The following is a 21,435-nucleotide window of genomic DNA, read 5'->3' as shown; positions in this document are numbered from 1 at the left end:
GCACCATTCCCCTCGCGCTTACGCCATCGCTGTGGCGACCTCGGCCATCGTCGTGCTCGCCATCGCCGCGATCAGCGGACCGGGCGACCCCGCCGACTGCACCGGCCCCGGCTGCCCGCCCCACACGGCGGAGGCCTCGCCGAGCTCGAGCCCCACGCCGAGCGGCACGACGCCCGTGCCCGCCGCCCCGGGCAACGGCGACGTGCGCCCCGGCGCCGGATCGTTCGACGCGCCCGCGGGCGGACACGCGAACGGGGCGCCGCCCAGCGCCGACGCCACGGCGGACGCCGAACGCCCGGCCGGGCCGCGCGACCCGCTGCGGCAGCCGTTCGCCAGCGACAGCATCTGGAACACCCCGATCGGCTCCGGTGCCGCGTACCGACGGGTCTACCTGCGCGCCGAGCCCGGCGTGACGCTCGACGTCAACACGTTCGCCCACCCGGACCGCGCCGGCAGCTACCGGGCGTACACGCTGCGCGGCCCGGACGGCGGGGCCTACGACGCCGACGGCGTCACCTACGGCGGCCGGTGCACGGGCACGACCGACCTGGGCCCGGTGCTGTTCCCGCGCGGCACCGTCGTGGGCGACTCGGTCGTCGCCCCGACGTACTCGACGCCCGGCAACGCCACCGCCGTGGTCTACCCGGACGGCCGTACCCTCCTGCAGTTGCGGTCGATGGCCCGGTGCGACGCGGACAGTGAGCCGCACGGCCACCGGGCGACGGAGGCCGACCTCTACGGCGACGGCACCTACGGCGGGCACACCGGATCCGGGCTGTCCAGCGTGGGCGGGCAGCTCGCGCCCGGCGAGCTGACCGGCGCCGCGCCGATCGCGCACGCGCTGCAGCTGTCGGTGTGGGCACAGAAGTACCTGGCCTACGACCCCGGCGCCGAGCGGCCCGGCTTCCGCTGGCCCGCCGACCGCAACGACGCCGACGCGGCGAACGTCTACTGCACGCTCGACCCGTGCCGGTCCGCCCCCGACCGGCGGCTCAAGATGGGCGCCCTGCTCGCGGTCGACCCGTCGCTGAGCGCGTCCGACCTGCGGCTGCGCAACCCGGCCGCGATGAAGATCTTCCAGGCCCTCAAGGACTTCGGCGGGTACGTCGTGGACGACACGTACGGCCCGACCAACCAGCTCGGCATCGACGCCGCCGCGGTGGCGGAGATCGACCAGGACGACCCGGGCTGGGCACGCGACGTCCGGGTGATCTTCAACCACCTGTCGCTCGTCGACAACAACGGGCCCGACCGGATCGGCGGCGGCGGCACCCCACGCGTCACCCGGCCCGCACCGCTGCCCGCCCCCGCCACCACCCCGAAGGAGCTGGGCCGGGCGGGCTGGGTCGCGTCCGCGTTCCGCAACGGCGAGGACGCGGGCCGGGTGCTCGACGCCGACGCGGCCACCGGCTGGCGCGCGGCCGTCCCGCTCGCCGACGGCCAGTGGTTCCAGGTCGACCTGGGCGCCAAGCGGGCCTTCAACCGGCTCACGCTGGACGCCGAGGCGTTCCCGTACGACTACGCGCAGGAGCTCGACGTGCTGGTCTCCGCCGACGGGCGCCGGTGGACCCGGGTCACCCGCGCGGGCGGGGCGCGGTCCGGCGCGGTGACGTTCCCGCGCCAGACCGCCCGCTTCGTGCGGCTCGTCGCCGTCGGCGACGGCATCGACCCGCACCAGACCTGGTCGATCGGCGACCTGCGCCTGTGGCGCAACGACGCCGTCAGCTTCCGCTGACGCCCGCCAGCTCGGGCGGCTCCGCCGCCAGCGGATCCGGCGCCGCCGTTCCCGGCGCCGGCTGCGCCGGCGTCGGACGCTCGCCGTGCCAGGAGCGCCACAGGGCCGCGTAGGCACCGCCGGCCGCCACCAGCTCGTGGTGCGGGCCGAGCTCGCTGATCCGGCCGTCCTCGACCACGGCGACCCGGTCGGCGTCGTGCGCCGAGAACAACCGGTGCGCGATCGCGACGACCGTACGGCCGTCCAGGACGCCGGCCAGCGAACGCTCCAGGTGCCGGGCGGCCCGCGGGTCGATCAGCGAGGTCGCCTCGTCGAGGACCAGCGTGTGCGGGTCGGCGAGCACCAGCCGGGCCAGCGCCAACTGCTGCGCCTGCGCCGGTGACAGGGCGTGCGCCCCCTTGGACGGCGCGGCACCCGCGCCACCGACCTGCGTGTCCAGGCCCTCCGGGAGGGCCAGCGCCCAGTCGGCCGCGTCGACGGCCGCCAGCGCCGCGCGGATCTCCTCGTCGGTGGCGCCGGGGCGGACCATGGTCAGGTTCTCCCGGAGCGTGCCGAGGAACACGTGGTGCTCCTGGGTGACCAGGGCGACCTGGCGGCGCAGCTCGTCGAGCGGCAGGTCGGCGAGGGCCACCCCGTCGACGGTGATGCTGCCGGTGCGGGGCCGGTGGATGCCGGCGAGCAGCCGGCCGAGCGTCGACTTGCCGGCGCCGCTCGGGCCCACCATGGCGAGCCGCTCGCCCGGCGCGAGCGTCAGGTCGACGCCGTGCAGCACGTCCCGGCCGTCCACATAGGAGAACCGTACGTCGCGGGCCGCCAGCGCGCCCGGGCCGGCCGCTGCCGCTGCCGTGGCCTCCTCGCGGGCGGCCCCAACCCCGAGCACCCGCGCCAGCGACGCGGCGCCGACCTGGAGCTCGTCCAGCCAGGACAGCAGGCGGTCGACCGGGTCGACGAGCTGCTGCACGTAGAGGGTCGCGGCGGTCACCTGGCCGAGCGTCGCCCAGCCCCAGTTGTAGTACAGGCCGCCGATGAGCAGCGTCGCCACGACCGGCACGACGTAGCCGATCTCCGCCAGCGGGAAGAACACCGTCCGCAGGCGCAGCGTGTACATCTCCGCCCGGAACGAGCGGCGGATGTCGTCGTCCGTGCGTGCGACCCGGCGCTCCCGCACCCCCAACGCCTCCGCCGTCCGCGCGCCCTCCACCGTCTCGGCGAGCCCGTCGGTGATGTCGGCGTAGGCGGCGTTCTCCCGCAGGTAGCCCTCGGGGGCGCGGCGCAGGTACCACCGGGTGCCGGCCCAGATGATCGGCACACCGAGCACGAGGGGCAGCGCGAGCAGCGGCCCGACCACGATCAGCGCGCCGATGCCGAAGCTGCCCACGACGACCGCGATGATGATCTCGGGCAGGGCCAGCCGCACGCTGCGCGCCAGCGTGTCCACGTCCCGCGTCGTACGGGTGAGCAGGTCGCCCGTGCCGGCCCGCTCCAGGGTCGACAGCGGCACCGACAGCGCGCGGGTCATGAAGTCCTGGCGCAGCTCCGCGAGCACCCGCTCACCCAACCGCGCGGACACGTACGTCGCGAAGCGGGTGAACGCCGCGCACACCACCACGCAGCCCGCGATGGCGAGCGCGATCGTGTCGACCCGCGCGGTGGACGTGCCGTCCTTGACCTCGTCGATCAGCCGGCCCACCAGTGCGGGCAGGCCCAGCCCGGCGACGGCCGCGAGGCCGTGCAGGGTCAGCGCCAGGGCCAGCTGGCGCGGGTGGCGCAGCATCAGCCGCCGCGCGTACCGGCGGACCTCCGCCGGCGACGCGATCGGCAGGATCTGGATCACTCGTCCTCCCCCCGGGTCACGGTCGCGGCATAGCGCGGGTCGCGGTCGAGCAGCTCACGGTGGGTGCCCTCGGCGACCACCCGGCCGCCGTCGACGAACGCGACCCGGTCGGCCCGGTCGAGCACCAGCGGGCTCGTCGTGCACACGACCGTGGTGCGCCCGTTGCGGGCCCCCGCGAGCCGAGCCGCGATGCGGGCCTCGGTGTGCGCGTCCACGGCGCTGGTCGGCTCGACGAGCACCAGGATCGGCGGGTCGGCGAGCAGCGCCCGGGTCAGCCGCAGCCGCTGCTGCTGCCCGCCCGAGAACTCCCGGCCCCGCTCCGCCACGATCGCGTCGAGCCCGTCGGGCAGCGCGTCGACGATGTCCTGCGCGCTGGCGGCGTCGAGTGCCGCGCCGATCTTCTGGTCGCCCTGGTCGCGCGGGTCCAGCTCGTCGCGCAACCGGCCCGAGAACAGCCGGGCGTCGTTGTCCGCGACCAGGATCAGGTCGCGGACGGTCGCCCTGGTCAACTGCCTCAGCGGTACGCCGTCGAGCGCGGCGTCGCTGTCCGCGTAGCGGCCCAACCGGTCGGCGATCGCCGCGGCCTCCTCGGGGCGCGCCGCCGCCACGGCGGTGAGCTGGCCGGGCCTGACGGTGAGCCCCGACTCGGGGTCGACCAGCTCCGACACCGTCGGGTCGGGCGTCGCCGCCGGGGTGGCCGGGTCGTCGATCTCGGGCTCGAGGCGGAACAGCCCCAGCACCCGCCGCGCGGCCACGTGCCCGCGCGTGATCTTGTTGACCGCCTCGGTGAGCGTACGCAGCGGCATCATGAGGAAGACCGCGTAGCCGTAGAACGCCACGAGCTGGCCGGGCGTGATGTCGCCCGCCACGGTCAGCCGGGCGCCGAGCCAGGTCACGAGCGCCACGAAGATGCCGGGGAGCAGCACCTGGGTCGCCTCCAGGAGCGAGTCGACCTTTGCCACCCGTACCCCGGCGCCCCGGAGCTGTTGCGACTCGGACCGGTAGCGCGCCGCGAAGGCCGCCTCACCACCCACGCCGCGCAGTACGCGCAGGCCGGTGACGATGTCGGCCGCCCGGGTGGTCAGCGCGCCCTGCTCCTCGCGGTAGGCCGCCTGCCGCTTGTGCAGCGGGCGGATCAGCAGCGTCACCGCGAGGGTGAGCAGCGGGACGCCGATCACGACGACGAGGCCGAGCTGCCACGACGTGCTGAGCATGATGGTCGCGACGGCGACGATGCCGACCAGCGCGCCGGCCGCGCGGGCGAGGATGTCCACGCTGTCGCCGAGGTGGGCGATGTCGGACATGCCGATGCTGACGACCTCGCCGGTCGCCATCCGCTTCGGCAGCGTGGCGCCCAGCCGGGCGGCCTGCCGGACCGTGAGCTGCATCGTCCGGTACGCCGAGCCGAGCCAGTTCTGCACGGTCTGGCGGTGGCGCATGATCCCGGCGAGCGCCTGGGTCACCCCGAGCGCGAGAAGCGCCCCCGTCCACAGGACGAGGGCGCCGGTGTCCTTGGCCATCACGCCGAGATCGATGGCCTTGCCGATCGCCAGGGGCATGAGCGCCTGGGCGAGGCTCCAGACCACCGCGAACAGAATGGCGCCGACGACCGTCGGCGCGTGGGCCCGCACGAGCCACCAGAGGTAACCGGTGGCCGTGCGCGTAGGGGGTGTCCCGGGGTCGGGGACCGGTAACTGCCGCATAGTCCTCTGACGGTACGTGGGCGGTGACCTGCGGCGCCTTCCATTTTTGGGGCCCTGCGGTAGCGTGCCCGGCATGCCCGCGGTGCTGCTCGATCTCTACAACACGCTGGTGCCCGGCGGCGACGCCGAACGTGACACGCTGGTCGCCGACTGCGCCCGCGACGTGGGCGCCGACCCCGCGGTCCTCGTGGAGCTGTTCCACTCGTCGTGGCCCTGGCGGATGACCGGCCAGCTCGGCTCCGTCGAGGAGACCCTGCATACGCTCGCCGTCCGCGCGGGTGCTGCCCCCACCCCTTCCCGGGTACGCCTCGCGGCCGCGCGGCGCCGGTCGTTCACGCGGTCCCAACTGTGGCCCTCGGCAGGGACCCTCGCGGCGCTGGCCTCGTTGCGGTCGCTGGGCTGGCGACTGGGTGTCGTGACGAACTGCACCATCGAGACGGCCGAGCTGTGGTCGACGACGCCCCTGTCCACGCACGTCGACGCGGCGGTGTTCTCGTCGGTCCTCGGCGTCGGCAAGCCCGACCCGGCGATCTACCTGTCGGCGTGCTCTCTTCTCGGGGTCGCGCCGCAGGAGTGCGTCTACGTCGGCGACGGGGCCGACCGGGAGCTCCCGACCGCCGCCCAGCTCGGCATGACGGTGATCCGCACGGTGGAGTACGTCGCCGCCGACTCGTCGTGGCCGCCGACCCGCATCAGGTCCCTGAGCGAGCTGCCGGCCCTGCTGGGCGCGCCATTCGTCGGGGCCGCCCCACCGCCGTCCCCGGTCGGGGCGCAGGTCGCGCCAGGCCCGGCTCCGGTCGCGCCGCACGCGCCGGTCTCACCGCGGGTCGCGCCCCAGGTCGCGCCGGTCGAGGCGGGTCCGTCGGCGGACCCGTTCGCACAGGTCCGGCCGTGATCAACGGTCGACGGGGCTGAAGTCCCAGACATGCGGGCTGCGGGCGACCAGCTCCGCGGGCGGATCGGGCAGCGGCAGCGGATTGCTGCGCCACTTGGAGATCACCACAAGCCGGTGATCCGTCGACGAGAACACCTCGCTGGAGATGTGCAGCGGGTGGACCTCCACCTCCGGAACGGCGGTCTCACACACCCACGTGAGCAGCGCCGGAAAGTCCTTCGGGTAGGCCTTGACCTCCCACATCCGCACAATCACGCAAGGACAATACCCACCCCGCTCGACCCCTCCCCGCACCCGCCCACCCCGGGCAGAGTTCCCACACATATTGCCCTTACGTGCGAAACCACGCCCCCGAATTCCGCACGCAATTGCCCATACGTCGCGCCCGCCCGGCGGAAACCCCGTTATGGCGCCGTGGGTGGGGAATGGTGCCGGGCATTACCGGACTATGGCGCCGTAAGCCGATCACGTCCGCCGGCGGCGGAGGAGCAGCACCAGGATGACCACCAGAAGCAGGGCGAGGACGGCGCCGAGGACGATCAGCGCGATCGGCGGGTCGTCGTCGACCACGTCCGGGAGATCGTTGTAGGACGGGGTTGTCTGCGGGTGGAGCGGCGGAACGTCGGCCGTCAGCGCCTTGACGATGTTGACAACCCCGTAGCCGTACTCGTCGTCCCGCCCGGTCGGCCCCTTGTCATCGGCCGTGTACGTCAGCCGGTGAATGACCTCTTCGGCGGACAGGTCGGGAAACTTCGCCCGCACCAGCGCCACCGCCCCCGCCACGAGCGCGGTTGAGTTACTCGTGCCGGTAGCGATGGTGTATTTCCCATTCGGCTCAGTGACCGAGATCTTGTCAGATGGCGCCGCGAGCACAATCCGGTCGCTCCGCACGGAGATCTTCGCGTGGTTGCCCTCGCGGTCCACGCCTCCCACAGCCACAACTCCGTCGTAGGCAGCGGGATACGCGACCAGATGATCCTCATCCGTGTTGCCAACACTCGCGACCACAACCACGCCGGCCTCGATGGCCCTACGGACAGCCATTTCGTCACTAATGCCGGATCGACTCACACCTAGAGAAATCGAGATGACCGTCGCACCGTGATCGATTGCCCACTCGATTCCCGGCGCAAGGCTGGCGTAGCCCACACCATTACTGATCTTGACCGGAAGCACCGTTGCCGCCGGCGCGACCCCGCGCACCCTTCCGTGGCCCACCACGAGGCCTGCCATGCCGGTGCCGTGGCCGTCCTCATCATTGCGCCCATCAGGGTCGTTGCCGCCGACCCGAGCGTCCGTCCCGGATAGCACGCGGCCAGCTAGGTCCGGATGAACGCCGACGCCGCTGTCGATGATGGCAACGGTGACGCTCCTGCCTTGAGAAATCTTGTGGGCACTGTCCAGGTCAAGAAAGTCGACATACCACTGGCCGCCCTCGACTGTCTCCGCAGCCGCAGGGAGTGCGTGGACCAGGTTCGCCAACAACACGACCAATGCCGCCACAGGGTATCGCCGCCAACGGCGGCTCAGGGTCATCGTGGCCATCCTTCGATGCTCACGACACCAGGTGGCAGTTCGTCGTCCGGACCACCGGCCGACTCTGAAGCTCGGAGCCCAATCACCGGATCCACAACCTCGTGGTCGATGAGCCACGGGTCATCCGGATCATGCGGCGGACGTCGCTTGCGTCGCTCACCGCCAATCACACCCCCAGGCCGGCCGACCCTGGTGCCCTCGCGCGTTGTGCCAGCACCGCCCATCATCAGCGGCGCGCCGAGCATCCCACCAGCGCCGGCACCATGACCGGTCGACCCGGAAGCCGAACCGGCGGCCCCGGGCCGTATTGGAGCGGCGGATGAACCTCCAGGGGCTCCCCCGATCACACGACCGACCGGCGCACCAACGTCTGTCCCGGCGCCGAGCGGCTGCCCAACCACAAGATCCGGCCCAGAGCCGCCGGTGTTCGGCAACCCCGCGTTGGGCGCGCCCTGCCCGGGGACAGAGGTCGGATCAACGCCACCTTCTAAGGTCGGGGCACGGCTGCCTGCGCCTGTGCCAGATCCCGACAAACCGCCAAGCGTCGTCGTCAGGCCCGGGCTGAAGGACTGGCCGCTCGACCTCGGCGTGCCACTAGTTCCAGCATCAGGAGTTTCGTCGGGCGGCTCGCCCTTGTATCTAACCACCGCTGCCAGATATACCGGCGGTGGCTTCATGAGATGGGCGAGGAGTTGGGCGCTCTTGTCGGCGGCGTCCATGACTGTGCGGGCGTCGGCGGCGAGCTGGTCGCGGCGGGCGACGATGCCGCTCGCGGCCAGGCCGGCGGCCCTCTCCGGATACTTGTCGACCAGGTCTGAGACCTTGCGGCGGGTTTCCATCAGGTCGCCGTGGTAGTTCGCGAGGGCGCGGCCGTTGGCGTTGGCCGCGTTGGACGTTGCCGTCAGGTTGGCAATGAGGGTCCTCACGTACTGCTGGAAGTGCTCGGCGGCGTTGCCCTTGGCCGGGGGCCAGGCGGACGCCAGGGACGTGAGCGCGGCGGTCAGCTGGTCGGCGTGGTGGCGGCAGATGTACTCGATCTGGAACCAGGCGCGGATCTGGTCGTAGGCCGCGTCACCACCCTCGTCGCGCAGCATGGCCCAGATCTGGGGCAGGGTGAACTGCGACCAGTCGGTCGGCTTGTTCGCCGTGCTCACAGCGGGTCACCCCATTCGGTGACGGACGTCGGCAGGATGACGTGGGCGCCGGCGATGCGGACCATCTCGTCGTGGGCGCGGCGCTGCCGGGCCGCCTCGGTGAGCGCGTCGTCGAGGATCTTCTTGACCGCCGTGGACGCGAGGCCGTCCGCCGCGGCGTACTCGGAAGTGATCTTTTTGACGGCGTCGACGATGATCTGGGAGGCCGTGACGAACTCGCGGAGGTTGCCGATGGCCTGGCGCAGGCTTGCCTCGTAGCCGGTGCGGGCGTCGTAGAGCGCCGGGAACGCCAGCCGGTTGCCGAAGGCGACCGCGTCGTCGTCGCAGAGGCGCACGATGTCCTCCGCGTACGGGTGGAGGTTGTGTGTCACCTCGTCCTGGACGAACGCGCCGAACCCGTGGACCCCGTCAGGATCCACGGTGACCGGCGCGAGTCCGGTCGTGTCGTCGTCGAGTGTCCCCATGACCGCCTCCCCGCCCGCGGACCCGCAAGCGTATCGGAGTGCGTCACCGCGTGGGCACGGTCTGTGGACAACGAATGGGGACTGTGGACAGTCAGACGGTCACGGTCGTGATGGGCAAGGCTGAGTCGGTGGGCAGACTCAACGCGCTGGGGGCGACGCCGGCGACGACCAGGCGGGCGCCGAGGGCCGCGACCATCGCGCCGTTGTCGGTGCACAGGCCGGGGCGCGGCACGCGCACCTCGATCCCGTGGGCCGCGCAGCGTTCGACCGCGAGCGCGCGCAGGCGGGAGTTCGCGGCCACGCCACCGCCGATGATCAGCGTCCGGACGCCGCGGGTCAGACACGCGTCGACCGCCTTGCGGGTGAGCACGTCGCAGACGGCCTCCTGGAACGAGGCCGCGACGTCGGCCACCGGCACGGGTGAACCGGAGCGTTCACGGGCCTCCACCCACCGGGCCACGGCGGTCTTCAGCCCGGAGAACGAGAAGTCGAACCGGTGCGACTCCAGGTCCTTGGGCGCGGTGAGGCCGCGCGGGAAGGCGATGGCGGAAGGAGACCCGCCGGCGGCGGCGCGGTCGATCGGCGGCCCACCGGGGAACGGCATGTCGAGCAGCCGGGCCACCTTGTCGTACGCCTCGCCGGCCGCGTCATCGATCGTGGCCCCGAGCGGTTCATACGAACCCGCGACGTCGTCGACGTACAACAGCGACGAGTGGCCGCCCGACACGAGCAGCGCGATGGCGGGTTCCAGGAGAGGCCCGTGACCGCCGCATTCAACCGCCAGCGTGTCGACGGCCACGTGCGCGGCGAGGTGGTTCACACCGTAGATCGGCTTCTGGGTCGCCAGGGCGTACCCCTTGGCGGCGGCGACACCGACGAGCAGGGCGCCCGCGAGGCCCGGCCCGGCCGTCACGGCGATCGCGTCGATGTCCGCGAGCGTCACCCCGGCCGTGTCGAGCGCCCGCCGCATCGTGGGAACCATGGCCTCCAGGTGGGCGCGGCTGGCCACCTCGGGCACCACCCCGCCGTAGCGGGCGTGCGCGTCCACGCTGGACGCGACCGCGTCGGCGAGCAGCACGTTGCCGCGCACGATGCCGATGCCGGTCTCGTCGCAGGACGTCTCGATACCGAGGATGATTGGTTCAGAGCTCATGGGACATCACCAGGGCGTCGGTGTTGCTGGGCTGGTAGTAGCCGCGGCGGCGGCCGATCACCTCGAAGCCGTAGCTGGCGTAGAGGTGCTGGGCGGGCTCGTTGTCGGCCGCCACCTCGAGCAGGATCTGCTTCGCGCCGACCCGCGACGCTTCCGCGTGCAGGTCGTCGACGAGGGCCCGGCCGACCCCGCGGCGCTGGGCGTCGCGGCGTACCCCCACGTTGTTGATCCAGGCCTCGTCGGGCGGGGAGACGGCGAGGCCGGCGTAGCCGACCACGTCGTCCGCGGAGAGGAAGACGCGGTAGTAGTGGCCCGCGGCCAGCTCGTTCCAGAACATCGGGGCCGTCCAGCGCTCCGCCCCGAACAGCTCGTCCTCGATGAGCAGGACCGGTTCGATGTGCCACCACCGGAAGGGGGCGATCACGTGAGGACCGGCTTGCGGGCGTGCGGTTCCGTGGCGTCGGGACGCCGCAGGTACTGGGGGGTGAGGGGTTCCGACGGCGCGCCGTCGAGGATCCGCGAAGCGGCCAGACCGACGAGAACAGACGGCGACGGGTAGCGGGGCGTCTCCAGAACCGGCAGGCCGAGCACGTCGGCGTACTTCAACGCGCCGTCACCGATGGCCCGCACCGGGCCGCCATCCGGCGGCAACGAAGCGATCACGTCGGCGGGCCGCCCGACGGCCGGGTCGGTCAACCGGACCCCGTCGAGGTACACCGCCCAGTAGATCTCCTTGCGCCGCGCGTCCGTCGCGACCAGCGTGGGTCCCGGCCCGGGCGCCGCGGCGCCGAGCCCGTCGAGGGACACGACCCCGTACGTCGGTACGCCCAGCGACTGCGCGACGGACGCGGCGGTGACGAGGCCGACCCGCAGCCCGGTGAACGGCCCAGGGCCGACACCCGCGACCACCGCCCCCACGGACGTGATCGAGACGCCGGCGTCAAGCAGGCAGGACGAGAGCTGGGGAGCCAGGACCTCGCCGTGGGCGCGCGCGTCGACGGTCGCCCGCTCCGCGAGCACGGTCACGCCATCCCGCGAGACCTCGGCGAGCGCGGCGGTGACCGCCGGCGTCGAGGTGTCCACCACGACTACAAGCACGCCCTGCACCCTATCGGGCGTGCTGGGCCAGCCCTGCGAGGCGGTCGGGCCAGTCGCCGCCACGGGCGACAACCTCGACGAGCCGGGAGTCGTCGTCGCGGCGGTCGATGCGCACCTCCAGGTGCGCGTCGGCGAGCTGCTCGACCTTGTCGACGCCCCACTCGACGAGGGTCACCGACTCCTCCAGGCTCGCGTCCAGGTCCAGGTCGTCGACCTCGGCGACGCCGCCGATGCGGTACGCGTCGACGTGCACCAGCGGCAGCGTGCCGCCGGGGCCGGGCCGGTGCACCCGGGAGATCACGAAGGTCGGCGAGGTCACGGCCCCGAGCACGTTAAGGCCCGCGCCGATGCCCTGGGCCAGGGCGGTCTTGCCGGCGCCCAGCGGGCCGCTCAGCACGACCAGGTCGCCGGCCCGGAGCACCCCGGCCAGCGCGCGGCCGAACGCCCGGGTGTCCTCGACGGTCTCGAGCTCAACTTTCACGACGGCGCACCTCCGGGAACCAGGTTACGCACGAACGGGCCGAGGACCGCGTCGACCGCCTCGTGGTGCTCCAACATCACCACATGTCCCGCGTTCGGGACCACGACGAGCTGCGCCAACGGCAGCACCCGGCAGATCGCCTCGGCGTGCTCGACCGGGGTGAGCAGGTCCTCGTCGCCGACGATCACGAGCGTCGGGGAGTCCTCGAAGCTGGTCAGGGCCGGGAACCGGTTGTGCGCGTCGATCGTGCGCACGTACCGGGCCACCACGTCGGTCGGGGTGGACGCGTTCATCCGCTCCACGTAGGACACGAGCGACGGGCTGACCTTCGTGGAGCCGAACCCGTACCGCTTGGTGAGCATCCAGGCCAGGTCGGTGTGCGCCTGCCGGGCCCGGTCCCACACGGGGGCGGTCAGCCGACCCGCGTTGGTGATCACGGGCAGCAGCGGGGTGCGCACCTTCGCGAGCACCTTGGGCAGCCCGAACGTGACCCCGCTCATCTCGCCGGCCGAGGACGCGACGAGCGCCACGCCGGACACCCGCTGACCCACGCCGAACAGCTCGGGGGACTGCTCCGCCAGCGCCATGATCACCATGCCGCCCATGGAGTGGCCGACGAGCACGACCGGCCCGGCCGGCGTCGTCTCGTCGATCACGGTCCGCAGGTCGCGGCCGAGCTGCTGGATCGAGTACTCGCCGCTGCGCAGACGGCCGGACAGGCCGTGGCCCGGCTGGTCGTAGGCGACGATCCGCACGCCCCGGATGGTGCGCAGCAGCTTGCGCTGGAAGTGGAACGTGCCGATGTCGAGGCAGAACCCGTGCACGAGGACGACCGTGAGCGGCGCGGCCGGGTCCCCGTCGATCTCCACGTGCAGGTCGAGGCCGTCGGCGGTGGTCACCGTCCGCGTCTCGTCGGCGCCCAGGGCGCCGAAAGGCTCATCCTTGTACGGGTCGGCGTCGGTGATCCGCCGGTTGCGCCCCATGAGGATGCGCTCGGTGGCGACACCCGCGGCGATGCCGGCCGCCGCCACGCCGACCACGGCCGAGACGATGCCGACCTTGCGCTTGCTGAACCGCCCGTTCGTGGGGGTCTCGGTGGTCACCGGGTGGTCCGCTCGCCGTCGTAGACGCGGGGTACGCGGGAGCTGCCCATCCGCGTCACGATCTCGTAGTTGATCGTGCCGACCGCGTCGGCCCAGTCGTCGGCCGTCGGGCCGCCGTCGGCGCCGTCGCCGAACAGCACCGCCACGTCGCCGGCCGCGACCGGGTCGTCGCCGCAGTCGAGGACGAACTGGTCCATGCAGACCCGCCCGGCGATGGTCCGGTTCGCCCCGGCGAGCCGGACGGGGGCGAGGTTGCCCGCGGCGCGGGGCACGCCGTCGGCGTACCCGAGCGGGACGAGCGCCAGCGTCGTGGGCGCGGTCGTCGTGTAGGTGTGCCCGTAGGACACGCCCTGGCCGGCCGCGGCCCGCTTGGCGTGCAGCACCCGCGCCCGCACCGTCATGGCGCGGCGCAGCCCGAAGTTGTCGTCGCGCCCGGCCACCGGGGACAGGCCGTAGACGGCGATACCGGGACGGACCAGGTCGAAGTGCGCGTCGGGCCGGGTGAGGGTGGCCGCGGAGTTGGCGATGTGGCGTACCCGGGGGTTGATGTCGTGGTTGCCGGCGACGCCGAGGGCCGTGCGGAACGCCGCGAGCTGCCGGTCGATCGTCGGGTGGTCGGGCACGTCGGCGTAGACGAAGTGGCTCCACACACCCACGACCTCGATGTCGCCCGCGGCGGCGGCCTTGGCCGCGGCGAGGCAGAGGGCGGGCCAGTCGTCGGCGCTCGCCCCGCCCCGCGCCAGCCCGGTGTCGATCTTCAGGTGTACGCGGGCGGGCCGGCCGGCCTCGGCTGTCGCCCGGACGATCTCGTCGAGCAGCTCGGTCGTGGACGCGGAGAGGTCGACGTCGGCGGCGATGGCGCGGTGCAGCGGCAGCCCGGGGGCGAGCAACCAGGACAGAACGGGCACCGTGATGCCGGCCGCCCGCAGCTCCAGGGCCTCGTCGAGGGTGCACACGCCCAGCCACGTGGCACCGCCGTCCAGCGCGGCGAGCGCGGCCGGGACGGCGCCGTGCCCGTACCCGTCGGCCTTGACCACCGCCATCACCTCGGCGCTCGTACCGGCCCGCAGCCGCGATACGTTGTGCCGGATCGCGTCAAGATCAACGCGTACCTCCGCCTGCCACATGGGGCCAAGAGTAACCGGCGGGTAGCAAGGGCCTCTATCCCGCGCGCGCCCTCGCCACCTGGTAGGCGGCCAGGAACTCCGCGGCCACGCCGTCGGGCGGCCGCTCCGCCGCGCCCCGCCCGCGCGCCTGGATGACCGCTTGCGCCAGGGCGGCCGGGTCGGCGTCGGCCACCGCGGTGGCCAGCTCGGGCAGCCCGCCGGTGGCCGTCGCGACCGTCGGGACGCCCAGCTTGCGGGCCACGGCCAGCACGCCCGACTGGCTCGCCACCGCATACGGGGCCACGATCACGTCCGCCGCGGCGACCAGCGCCATGTAGTCGGCCACCGACACGTACTCGAAGATCATTGTCACCGGCGCGTCGGTGAGCTGGACGACATGGGCGAGTTCCGCGGCGCCGCCGTGGTCCTCCCCCACGACGCCACCGCGCCAGCCGGGCAGCCGCGCCATCGCCCGCACGAACAGGTCGTAGTTCTTGTCCCGGCGCACGTGGCCGGGCATGAGCGCGAGCGGGGCACCGTCGGGCGCCAGGCGCTCGCGCCAGCGACGCACCCGGTCCGGCTCCACCGGTGGCGTCCACTGCACCAGCGGGAGCACCGAGGCGTCCCGGTCGAGCACGGCGGTGTCCGCGTCCGCGTAGACGACCAGGTGGTCCGGGCGGCGCAGCATCGTCTCGTGCGAGCGCACCGCGCGGGAGCCGGCTCCCTCGCGGACGAACGTGTTGTGCGGGCTGCCGACGACGGTCGCCCGGCGCAGCCGGGCCGCCCTGATGACCATAGGGTTGAGGAACGAGAACCCGTGGACGTGCACGACGTCGCGCGGCCCGAACGCCCGGCAGAGGTGCGGCAACAGCTCGCCGCCCAGGTAGCGGGCCCGTGCGGCCCGCCGCAGGACGACGTTGCGCCCGTTCTCCGGCCACCGCACGCACCCGCACACCGGCACCGCGGCCGGGCGGACCTCGCATCCGTCGGACGTGTGCAGCACCGCGTCGACCCCGGCCCCGACCAGGATGCGGGTCACCTCGACCGCGTGCTGATAGATGCCGCCCCGCCCGCCCGGCTCCACCACGTGGACCCGGCGCAACCCCGCCTTGGCCATGTCTTGATCAACGCCTCGTGGCGCCCGGGGAAACGCGACGGGACCCCGGCCGCGTCGCGGCCGGGGTCCCGTCGGTCAACGTCGGGGTCAGGAGCAGATCTGTCCGGTGTGGAGCATCCGGTTGGGCGACCCGTTACCGATGTTGGTCAGTGTGTTGTAGGTGGCCATGGCCGTCATGCAGTCGGCCACCTGCAGCGGCGAATAGTTGGTGTGCGCCTGCAGGATGAGTGCGACCACCCCCGCGGTGTGGGGCGACGCCATCGAGGTGCCGCTCATCGTCTGGTAGGCGCTGTTGGAGGCGTTCCACGCGGAGTAGATGTCAGTGCCGGGGGCGAAGATGTTGACGCACCGGCCGTAGTTCGAGTACCGCGTGTCCCGGCTGTCCTTGTTGTTGGTCGCGCCGACCGTGATGACGATGATCGTCCTGGCCGGCGAGACGGCGCACGCGTCGCCCGCGTTGTTCCCGGCGGCCACCACCACGGTGATCCCGACGGCGAGGACGCCCAGAATGGCCTTGCTCAGCGCGGGATCCGTGCCGGCGTGGCCGAGGCTCATGTTCACGACCCCGGGCCGCCGGCCGTTCTTCACCACCCAGTCGAGGGCCGAGAGGATGCCCGCGGTCGAGCCCTGACCGTTGCAGCCGAGGACCTTCAGGGCGTAGAGGCGCACCGCCTTCGCGACACCCACGTTGGCGCCGCCGATGGTGCCCGCGACGTGCGTGCCGTGACCGTTGCAGTCCGTGTTGCCGCTGCCGGTGAAGTCCGCACCGATGGTCGCCCGCCCGCCGAACTCCCGGTGGCTCGTCCGGATGCCGCTGTCGACGACGTACGCGTTCACGCCCGACCCGGTGTTCGGGTACACGTACCGGTGGTTCAGCGGGAGATCCCGCTGGTCGATGCGGTCCAGGCCCCACGGTGGATTGTTCTGCGTGCCCGCCACCACCGACCCCTGGGCCAGGACCCGGTAGTTCGGCTGGACGTACTGGATCCGCTCATCCTGGCCGACAGCTCTGGCCAGGTGGGGCGTGCCGCGGAAAAGGAAGCCGCGCACCGCCGCGTAGTAGATGCGCTGAATGATGATCTGGCGGTACAGGGCACGGAGCGCCTGGATCACCGCGTCCACGCTCTGCGCGGATACGTCATCGCGGAACACGGCGACGTACTCGCCCGGGATCGCCTGCCGGTGCATCGGCAGGGGGCCGATGCGACCTCGCCCGCCCTCCGGGAAGGCCACGGCCGACGACGTCGGTCCCGCCGTACTGACGCCGGGCGATGCGGACACCGCACCGGTCTCCAACGTGAGCGGCAGCACCAGCGCAGCCGCCAGAACCATTCGCAACCCGAACCGCGAAGTACGCATCATCATATTGCCCTTCGTCTGTACACCCTGTTCAACGGGCAAAAGGGCACATAAGATACGTATCAATTGACGTCAGCAGCGGTCGCGGATGAAGAGCAACCGGTTGGGCGAGCCGCTGCCGACGCTGCCGAGCACGTTGCGGGTCGCCAGACCCGTCAGGCACTGGTACGCCTGGACGGCCGAGTAGTCGGGGTGCTGGCCGCGGATGACCGCCAGGGCCCCCACGACGTGCGGCGTGGCCATCGAGGTGCCGCTCATCGTCTCGTAGCTGCTGTCGGACGCCGGCCACGCGGAGTAGATGTTGGTCCCTGGGGCGAAGATGTTCAGGCACTGCCCGTAGTCCGAGTACTGCGTGTCCCGGCTGTCGTTCTGGTTCGTCGCGCCGACCGTGATGACCTGCCCCTCCTGGGCCGGCGACACCCCGCACGCGTCCTCGGCGTAGTTCCCGGCCGCCACCACCACGTTGAAACCCGCCTCGAAGGCGCCGTAGGTCGCCTTGCTGAGGGCCTCATCGTCGCCGGGGTGTCCGAGACTCATGTTGATCACACCGGGGCGCTGCCCGTACCTCGCCACCCAGTCCAGGGCCGCGATGATGTTCGAGGTCGAGCCCGAGTTGTCGCAGCCGGGCACCTTCAGACCGACGAGGCGCACGCCCTTGGCGACGCCCACGTTCGTGCCGCCGATGGTGCCCGCGACGTGCGTGCCGTGGCCCGCGCAGTCCTGGTTGCCCTCGCCCGTGAAGTCGACGGCGGCCACCGCGCGCCCGCCGAACTCCCGGTGGCTCGGCCGGATGCCGCTGTCGATGATGTACGCGTTGACGCCCGACCCGTCGCCCGGGAACACGTACCGGCTGTCCAGCGGCTCGGTGCGCTGGTCGATGCGGTCGAGGCCCCACGACGGCGGGCGGTTCTGCGCGCCCGTCACCGGGAGCACCTGGGCGTGGTGCACGAAGTCCGGCTGGACGAACGCGACCCGGCGGTCGGCGGCGATCCGCGCCGCCAGCGCAGGCGTGGCCCGGAAGTGGAAGCCGCGCACCCACAGGTAGAACAGACGCTGCACGACGATCTGGGGGTGGCGCCGCAGGAACTGCCGGACCAGCGCCCGCACGGGATTGCGCACCGTCGCCTCGTCGCGGAACACCGCGATGTAGTGACCCCGGATCGCCTGTGGCCGGAACGGCAGGTGACGGATGCGGCCACGCCCGCCCTCCGGCAGGCTCGCCGTCGACGCCGTGACGTTGGACGTCGTCGACTCGTTCGCGACGCCGGGCGACGCCGACACCGCACCAGTCTCCACGATGAGCGGCAGCGCCAGCATCGTCGCGAGAACCATGCGTACACCGAATCGCGAATTGTGCGCCATCACATTGCCCTTCGTCTGTACGCCCTGCTCAACGGGCCGATGGGCACTGAGATACGTCCGGCGGATCAGCAGAGACGGCCGACGTAGAGCATCCGGTTCGGCGAGCCGTTGCCCGCGTTCTCGACCACGTTGGAGGTCGCGTTCTGGGTCAGGCAGGAGGCCACCTGCCTCGGCGAGTAGTCGGGGTGCGCGCCGAGGATGAGCGCCACCGCCCCGGCGACCAGTGGCGACGCCATCGAGGTGCCGGTCAGCGTCTCGTAGGCGTTGTCGGACGCCGACGAGGCGGAGTAGATGCCCGTGCCCGGCGCGAAGATCTTGACGCAGGACCCGAAGTTCGAGTACAGGACGTCGCGGCTGTCCTTGTCGTTGGTCGCGCCGACCGTGATGGCCATTGCCGACCGGGCCGGCGAGACGTTGCAGGCATTGCTCGCGCTGTTGCCGGCGGCCGTCACCACGCTGAAGCCCGCGTCGACGGCGGTCGTGACCGCCTGACCCAGCGCCGGGTCCGTGCCGGCGTGACCGAGGCTCATGTTCACCACCGCGGGCCGGTGGCCGTTGCGCACCACCCAGTCCAGGGCCGCGATGGTGCCCGAGGTCGAGCCATGGCCGTCGCAGGCCAGCACCTTCAGACCGACGAGCCGCACGCCCTTGGCGGCACCCACGTGCTGGCCCCCGATGGTGCCCGCGACGTGCGTACCGTGGCCCGCGCAGTCGACGTTGTCGGCGTCCGACGTGAAGTCGGCCGCGGCCGTCGCCCGTCCGCTGAACTCGACGTGGCTGGCCCGGATGCCGCTGTCGATCACGTAGGCGGTGGCGCCCGACCCGTTGGCCGGGAACGCGTACTGCTCGTCCAGCGGCAGGGCCCGCTGATCGATCCGGTCCAGGGCCCAGGTCGGCGGGGCCTCCTGCTGGCCGGCCACGATGTCCACCCCGGTCACCACGTAGTCCGGCTGGACGAACGAGACGCGACGGTCGGTGCCGATGCGCCCGGCCAGTTGGGGCGAGGCGCGGAAGTGGAAGCCGCGCAGCGCGTTCTGGAAGATCCGGGACGCGACCACGCCGCGGTGCTGCCGGACCAGCCTGCTGACCGCTGCCCGCACCTGCTGCCGGGAGACCGCCGAGTCGCGGAACACGGCGATGTAGTTGTCGCGGATCTGTTGACGCGGCGAGCCCAACTGAACGACCGCCGGGGTTTTCGGCGAAGCGGCCGGAACGGGCGACGCGGATACGGCGCCCCCCGCAGCTATGAGCGGCAGGGTCATCAGCGCCACGAAAGCCGTTCGCGAACCCGGAATTGACTTGCCGTCCATCGATATCGCCCCCTCCATCTCCCCTGCTCAACTGCCCAAACAACAGACAGATACGATTTCTTTTGTACGTCGGAAAATATCTGATGTCCATTGGTCGCAACCAACGACGTAATTTGTCGTTGGCTCGGTTCCATGCGTCTTAAGTCGGCCGATAAATGGCATTCCCCGCTCCGGACGCTCGTTGTGTCACACAGGGGTGGCATGGTGTCCGACCATGAGCTACGACCTGATGTTCGCCCGGCTCGCCGACCGCCAGACCTGGGACGACTACCTCGACGCGGACGAGGACGACGACGACAGCGAGGACGTTGACGCGGAGATCTGGGCACGGATCGTGCGGCGGGTCCGGGCGGTCCTGCCCAACCTCGTCGACCACGGCGGCGAGCTCGACGATGAACAGACCGCGATCCAGGTGTTCTGTTCCGCCGACTCGGCGGCGATCCAGGTGCCTTACTGGCACACCGGCGCCGCCGCACACCTCGTCGTCACCACGATGTACCGGATCTCCGCGATCATCGAGGAGGAGACCGGCCTGCAGGGCTACGACCCGCAGATCGAGGTGCCGACGGCCGAGGCCGGCGCGCGGGTCGCCGACGCGGTCGCCGTCTTCGAGATGGTCGCCGCCTCGTTCTCCGCCCGGGCCATCACGACGGACCTGCCAACGCGCGGGGGAACCGCTACTCAGCAGAGCTGACCGACGAAGAGCATCCGGTTGGGCGAGCCGGAGCCCGCGTTGGCGACCACGTTCTGGGTGGAGATATGGGTGAGGCAGGAGGCCACCGACTGCGGTGAGTAGTTGGCGTGCCTGCCGAGGATGAGCGCCACCGCGCCGGCGGTCATGGGCGACGCCATGGAGGTGCCGCTCATCGTCTGGTAGCTGTCGTTCGCCGACGGCCACGCGGAGTAGATGTCGGTTCCCGGGGCGAAGATGTTCACGCACGCCCCGTAGTTGGAGTACCGCGTGTCGCGGCTGTCCCTGTTGTTGGTCGCGCCGACCGTGATGGCCAGCTCCGCCTGGGCCGGCGACACGCTGCACGCGTTGCCCGCGTCATTCCCGGCCGCGACCACGACGCTGAAGCCCGTCTGGATGGCTTTCTGGATCGCCCTGTCCAGCGCGGGGTCCGCGCCGGAGTGACCGAGGCTCATGTTCACCACGGCGGGCCGCTGGCCGTGCCGCACCACCCAGTCGAGCGCCGAGAGAATGCCCGAGGTAGAGCCCTGACCGTTGCAGCCGAGGACCTTCAGCCCGACCAGGCGCACACCCTTGGCCACGCCGACGTTCGTGCCGCCGATGGTTCCCGCGACGTGCGTGCCGTGCCCGTTGCAGTCGCGGTTGTCGGCATCGGGCGTGAAGTCGACGGCGGCCGTCGCCCGCCCGCCGAACTCCCGGTGACTCGCCCGGATGCCACTGTCGATGACGTACGCGTTGACACCCGACCCGTTGTTCGGGAACACGTACCGGCTGTTCAGCGGCAGCGCCCGCTGATCGATGCGGTCGAGGCCCCAGGCGGGCGGCCGGTTCTGCTGGCCGGTGACCACGTAGCCCATCTCGGTGACCACGTAGTCCTGCTGGACAAACTGGATGCGATGGTCCGCGTTGAGGCGCCTGGCCAGCTCGGGCGACGCGCGGAACTGGAAGCCGCGTAGCGCGTTCTGGTAGATCCGGGCCGCGACCAGGCCCCGGTGGCGCTGCACCAGTGCGCGCACGACCGCGCGCACCCGTTGCCGGGAGACCGCGCGGTCGCGGAACACGGCGATGTAGTTGTTGTTGACCACCGGCCGATGCGACGGCTCCAGCTGGGCAAACGCCGCAGCGGCTGCCGGAGTGGTCCTGACGGGCGAAGCGGACGCCGCGCCGTCGGCGGCGACGAGCGGCAGTGTGACGAGTGCCGCGAGAGCCATGCGTACGCCGGAGCGTAGATTGACGTTCATCGTATTTTCCCTGCTCAGCTCCTAAAATTCAGACGATTACACCTCCCGTTGTACTCCTGAAACGTCTGACAGATGTTCGAAGTCGCCGACTGA

At 71.9% G+C, this 21,435-nt stretch carries 20 protein-coding genes; 3 read left to right on the top strand and 17 right to left on the bottom strand.

What is annotated here, in order from left to right:
* Positions 1–31: 31 nt before the first annotated feature.
* Entirely contained in the window at positions 32–1,735 is a 1,704-nt protein-coding gene (locus tag ABD211_RS08615) for a discoidin domain-containing protein (RefSeq protein ID WP_344128113.1), read from the top strand.
* On the opposite strand, the gene ABD211_RS08610 is transcribed toward ABD211_RS08615, so the two are convergent.
* Both ABD211_RS08610 and ABD211_RS08605 read right to left on the bottom strand, forming a co-directional pair.
* Positions 1,722–3,509 (bottom strand): ABC transporter ATP-binding protein, encoded by a 1,788-nt coding sequence (locus ABD211_RS08610; protein ID WP_425560380.1) that lies wholly within the window; start codon positions 3,507–3,509, stop codon positions 1,722–1,724. The genes ABD211_RS08615 and ABD211_RS08610 overlap by 14 nt on opposite strands.
* A 56-nt stretch (positions 3,510–3,565) precedes the next feature.
* Positions 3,566–5,272 carry an ABC transporter ATP-binding protein gene (locus ABD211_RS08605; protein ID WP_344128110.1) on the bottom strand — a complete coding sequence of 569 codons (1,707 nt, stop codon included), beginning with the start codon at positions 5,270–5,272 and terminating at the stop codon, positions 3,566–3,568.
* 73 nt (positions 5,273–5,345) lie between these two features.
* On the opposite strand from ABD211_RS08605, the gene ABD211_RS08600 reads away from it, so the two are divergent.
* Positions 5,346–6,167, top strand: coding sequence for an HAD-IA family hydrolase (locus tag ABD211_RS08600; protein WP_344128108.1), 822 nt, complete (start codon positions 5,346–5,348; stop codon positions 6,165–6,167).
* On the opposite strand, the gene ABD211_RS08595 is transcribed toward ABD211_RS08600, so the two are convergent.
* From ABD211_RS08595 to ABD211_RS08530, 14 genes are all read right to left on the bottom strand, one after another.
* Positions 6,168–6,422 carry a hypothetical protein gene (locus ABD211_RS08595; protein WP_344128106.1) on the bottom strand — a complete coding sequence of 85 codons (255 nt, stop codon included), beginning with the start codon at positions 6,420–6,422 and terminating at the stop codon, positions 6,168–6,170.
* Positions 6,423–6,632: 210 nt separating this feature from the next.
* Positions 6,633–7,712 carry a S8 family serine peptidase gene (locus tag ABD211_RS08590; RefSeq protein WP_344128104.1) on the bottom strand — a complete coding sequence of 360 codons (1,080 nt, stop codon included), beginning with the start codon at positions 7,710–7,712 and terminating at the stop codon, positions 6,633–6,635.
* The gene (locus tag ABD211_RS08585; protein ID WP_344128102.1) at positions 7,700–8,857 is read right to left on the bottom strand and encodes a WXG100 family type VII secretion target; all 1,158 of its coding nucleotides are present in this window, start codon (positions 8,855–8,857) and stop codon (positions 7,700–7,702) included. The genes ABD211_RS08590 and ABD211_RS08585 overlap by 13 nt, the downstream gene beginning before the upstream one ends.
* On the bottom strand, positions 8,854–9,321 hold the full coding sequence (locus ABD211_RS08580; protein ID WP_344128100.1) for a hypothetical protein: 468 nt from the start codon (positions 9,319–9,321) through the stop codon (positions 8,854–8,856). Before ABD211_RS08580 ends, ABD211_RS08585 begins: the two co-directional genes overlap by 4 nt.
* 91 nt (positions 9,322–9,412) lie before the next feature.
* Positions 9,413–10,474 carry a tRNA (adenosine(37)-N6)-threonylcarbamoyltransferase complex transferase subunit TsaD gene (gene tsaD / locus ABD211_RS08575; protein ID WP_344128098.1) on the bottom strand — a complete coding sequence of 354 codons (1,062 nt, stop codon included), beginning with the start codon at positions 10,472–10,474 and terminating at the stop codon, positions 9,413–9,415.
* Entirely contained in the window at positions 10,464–10,898 is a 435-nt protein-coding gene (gene rimI, locus ABD211_RS08570; RefSeq protein ID WP_344128096.1) for a ribosomal protein S18-alanine N-acetyltransferase, read from the bottom strand. The genes tsaD and rimI overlap by 11 nt, the downstream gene beginning before the upstream one ends.
* On the bottom strand, positions 10,895–11,572 hold the full coding sequence (gene tsaB / locus ABD211_RS08565) for a tRNA (adenosine(37)-N6)-threonylcarbamoyltransferase complex dimerization subunit type 1 TsaB (protein ID WP_344128094.1): 678 nt from the start codon (positions 11,570–11,572) through the stop codon (positions 10,895–10,897). The genes rimI and tsaB overlap by 4 nt, the downstream gene beginning before the upstream one ends.
* Before the next feature lie 10 nt (positions 11,573–11,582).
* Entirely contained in the window at positions 11,583–12,053 is a 471-nt protein-coding gene (tsaE, locus tag ABD211_RS08560) for a tRNA (adenosine(37)-N6)-threonylcarbamoyltransferase complex ATPase subunit type 1 TsaE (RefSeq protein ID WP_344128092.1), read from the bottom strand.
* Complete coding sequence (locus tag ABD211_RS08555; RefSeq protein ID WP_344128090.1) at positions 12,050–13,156, bottom strand: alpha/beta fold hydrolase; 1,107 nt, start codon at positions 13,154–13,156, stop codon at positions 12,050–12,052. The genes tsaE and ABD211_RS08555 overlap by 4 nt, the downstream gene beginning before the upstream one ends.
* Positions 13,153–14,283 (bottom strand): alanine racemase, encoded by a 1,131-nt coding sequence (alr, locus tag ABD211_RS08550; protein ID WP_344128088.1) that lies wholly within the window; start codon positions 14,281–14,283, stop codon positions 13,153–13,155. Before alr ends, ABD211_RS08555 begins: the two co-directional genes overlap by 4 nt.
* A gap of 34 nt (positions 14,284–14,317) precedes the next feature.
* Positions 14,318–15,379, bottom strand: coding sequence for a glycosyltransferase family 4 protein (locus ABD211_RS08545; protein ID WP_344128086.1), 1,062 nt, complete (start codon positions 15,377–15,379; stop codon positions 14,318–14,320).
* 87 nt (positions 15,380–15,466) lie between these two features.
* Positions 15,467–16,711, bottom strand: coding sequence for a S8 family peptidase (locus ABD211_RS08540; protein ID WP_344128084.1), 1,245 nt, complete (start codon positions 16,709–16,711; stop codon positions 15,467–15,469).
* A gap of 99 nt (positions 16,712–16,810) precedes the next feature.
* Positions 16,811–18,070, bottom strand: coding sequence for a S8 family peptidase (locus ABD211_RS08535; RefSeq protein WP_344128082.1), 1,260 nt, complete (start codon positions 18,068–18,070; stop codon positions 16,811–16,813).
* A gap of 95 nt (positions 18,071–18,165) precedes the next feature.
* Positions 18,166–19,275, bottom strand: a complete 1,110-nt coding sequence (locus ABD211_RS08530) for a S8 family peptidase (protein WP_344128080.1) — start codon at positions 19,273–19,275, stop codon at positions 18,166–18,168.
* A gap of 349 nt (positions 19,276–19,624) precedes the next feature.
* On the opposite strand from ABD211_RS08530, the gene ABD211_RS08525 reads away from it, so the two are divergent.
* A complete protein-coding gene (locus ABD211_RS08525) occupies positions 19,625–20,104 on the top strand; it encodes a hypothetical protein (protein ID WP_344128078.1) in 480 nt (159 codons plus the stop codon).
* Here the strand turns inward: ABD211_RS08525 and ABD211_RS08520 are convergent.
* The gene (locus tag ABD211_RS08520; RefSeq protein WP_344128076.1) at positions 20,092–21,342 is read right to left on the bottom strand and encodes a S8 family peptidase; all 1,251 of its coding nucleotides are present in this window, start codon (positions 21,340–21,342) and stop codon (positions 20,092–20,094) included. The genes ABD211_RS08525 and ABD211_RS08520 overlap by 13 nt on opposite strands.
* Positions 21,343–21,435: the final 93 nt, after the last annotated feature.

It is taken from the genome of Luedemannella flava (assembly GCF_039528515.1).
Lineage (GTDB): Bacteria > Actinomycetota > Actinomycetes > Mycobacteriales > Micromonosporaceae > Luedemannella > Luedemannella flava.
Note: the sequence above shows the minus strand (reverse complement) of the source record. Positions and strands in the feature narration are given on the sequence as shown.

Coding starts and splice junctions, on each gene's coding strand:
- tsaD (WP_344128098.1), bottom strand. CDS start 10,474: ATGAGCTCTGAACCAATCATCCTCGGTATCGAGACGTCCTGCGACGAG.
- ABD211_RS08610 (WP_425560380.1), bottom strand. CDS start 3,509: ATGCTGCGCCACCCGCGCCAGCTGGCCCTGGCGCTGACCCTGCACGGC.
- ABD211_RS08520 (WP_344128076.1), bottom strand. CDS start 21,342: ATGAACGTCAATCTACGCTCCGGCGTACGCATGGCTCTCGCGGCACTC.
- ABD211_RS08525 (WP_344128078.1), top strand. CDS start 19,625: ATGAGCTACGACCTGATGTTCGCCCGGCTCGCCGACCGCCAGACCTGG.
- ABD211_RS08590 (WP_344128104.1), bottom strand. CDS start 7,712: ATGGCCACGATGACCCTGAGCCGCCGTTGGCGGCGATACCCTGTGGCG.
- ABD211_RS08545 (WP_344128086.1), bottom strand. CDS start 15,379: ATGGCCAAGGCGGGGTTGCGCCGGGTCCACGTGGTGGAGCCGGGCGGG.
- ABD211_RS08580 (WP_344128100.1), bottom strand. CDS start 9,321: ATGGGGACACTCGACGACGACACGACCGGACTCGCGCCGGTCACCGTG.
- ABD211_RS08600 (WP_344128108.1), top strand. CDS start 5,346: ATGCCCGCGGTGCTGCTCGATCTCTACAACACGCTGGTGCCCGGCGGC.
- ABD211_RS08540 (WP_344128084.1), bottom strand. CDS start 16,711: ATGGTTCTGGCGGCTGCGCTGGTGCTGCCGCTCACGTTGGAGACCGGT.
- ABD211_RS08535 (WP_344128082.1), bottom strand. CDS start 18,070: ATGGTTCTCGCGACGATGCTGGCGCTGCCGCTCATCGTGGAGACTGGT.
- alr (WP_344128088.1), bottom strand. CDS start 14,283: ATGTGGCAGGCGGAGGTACGCGTTGATCTTGACGCGATCCGGCACAAC.
- ABD211_RS08605 (WP_344128110.1), bottom strand. CDS start 5,272: ATGCGGCAGTTACCGGTCCCCGACCCCGGGACACCCCCTACGCGCACG.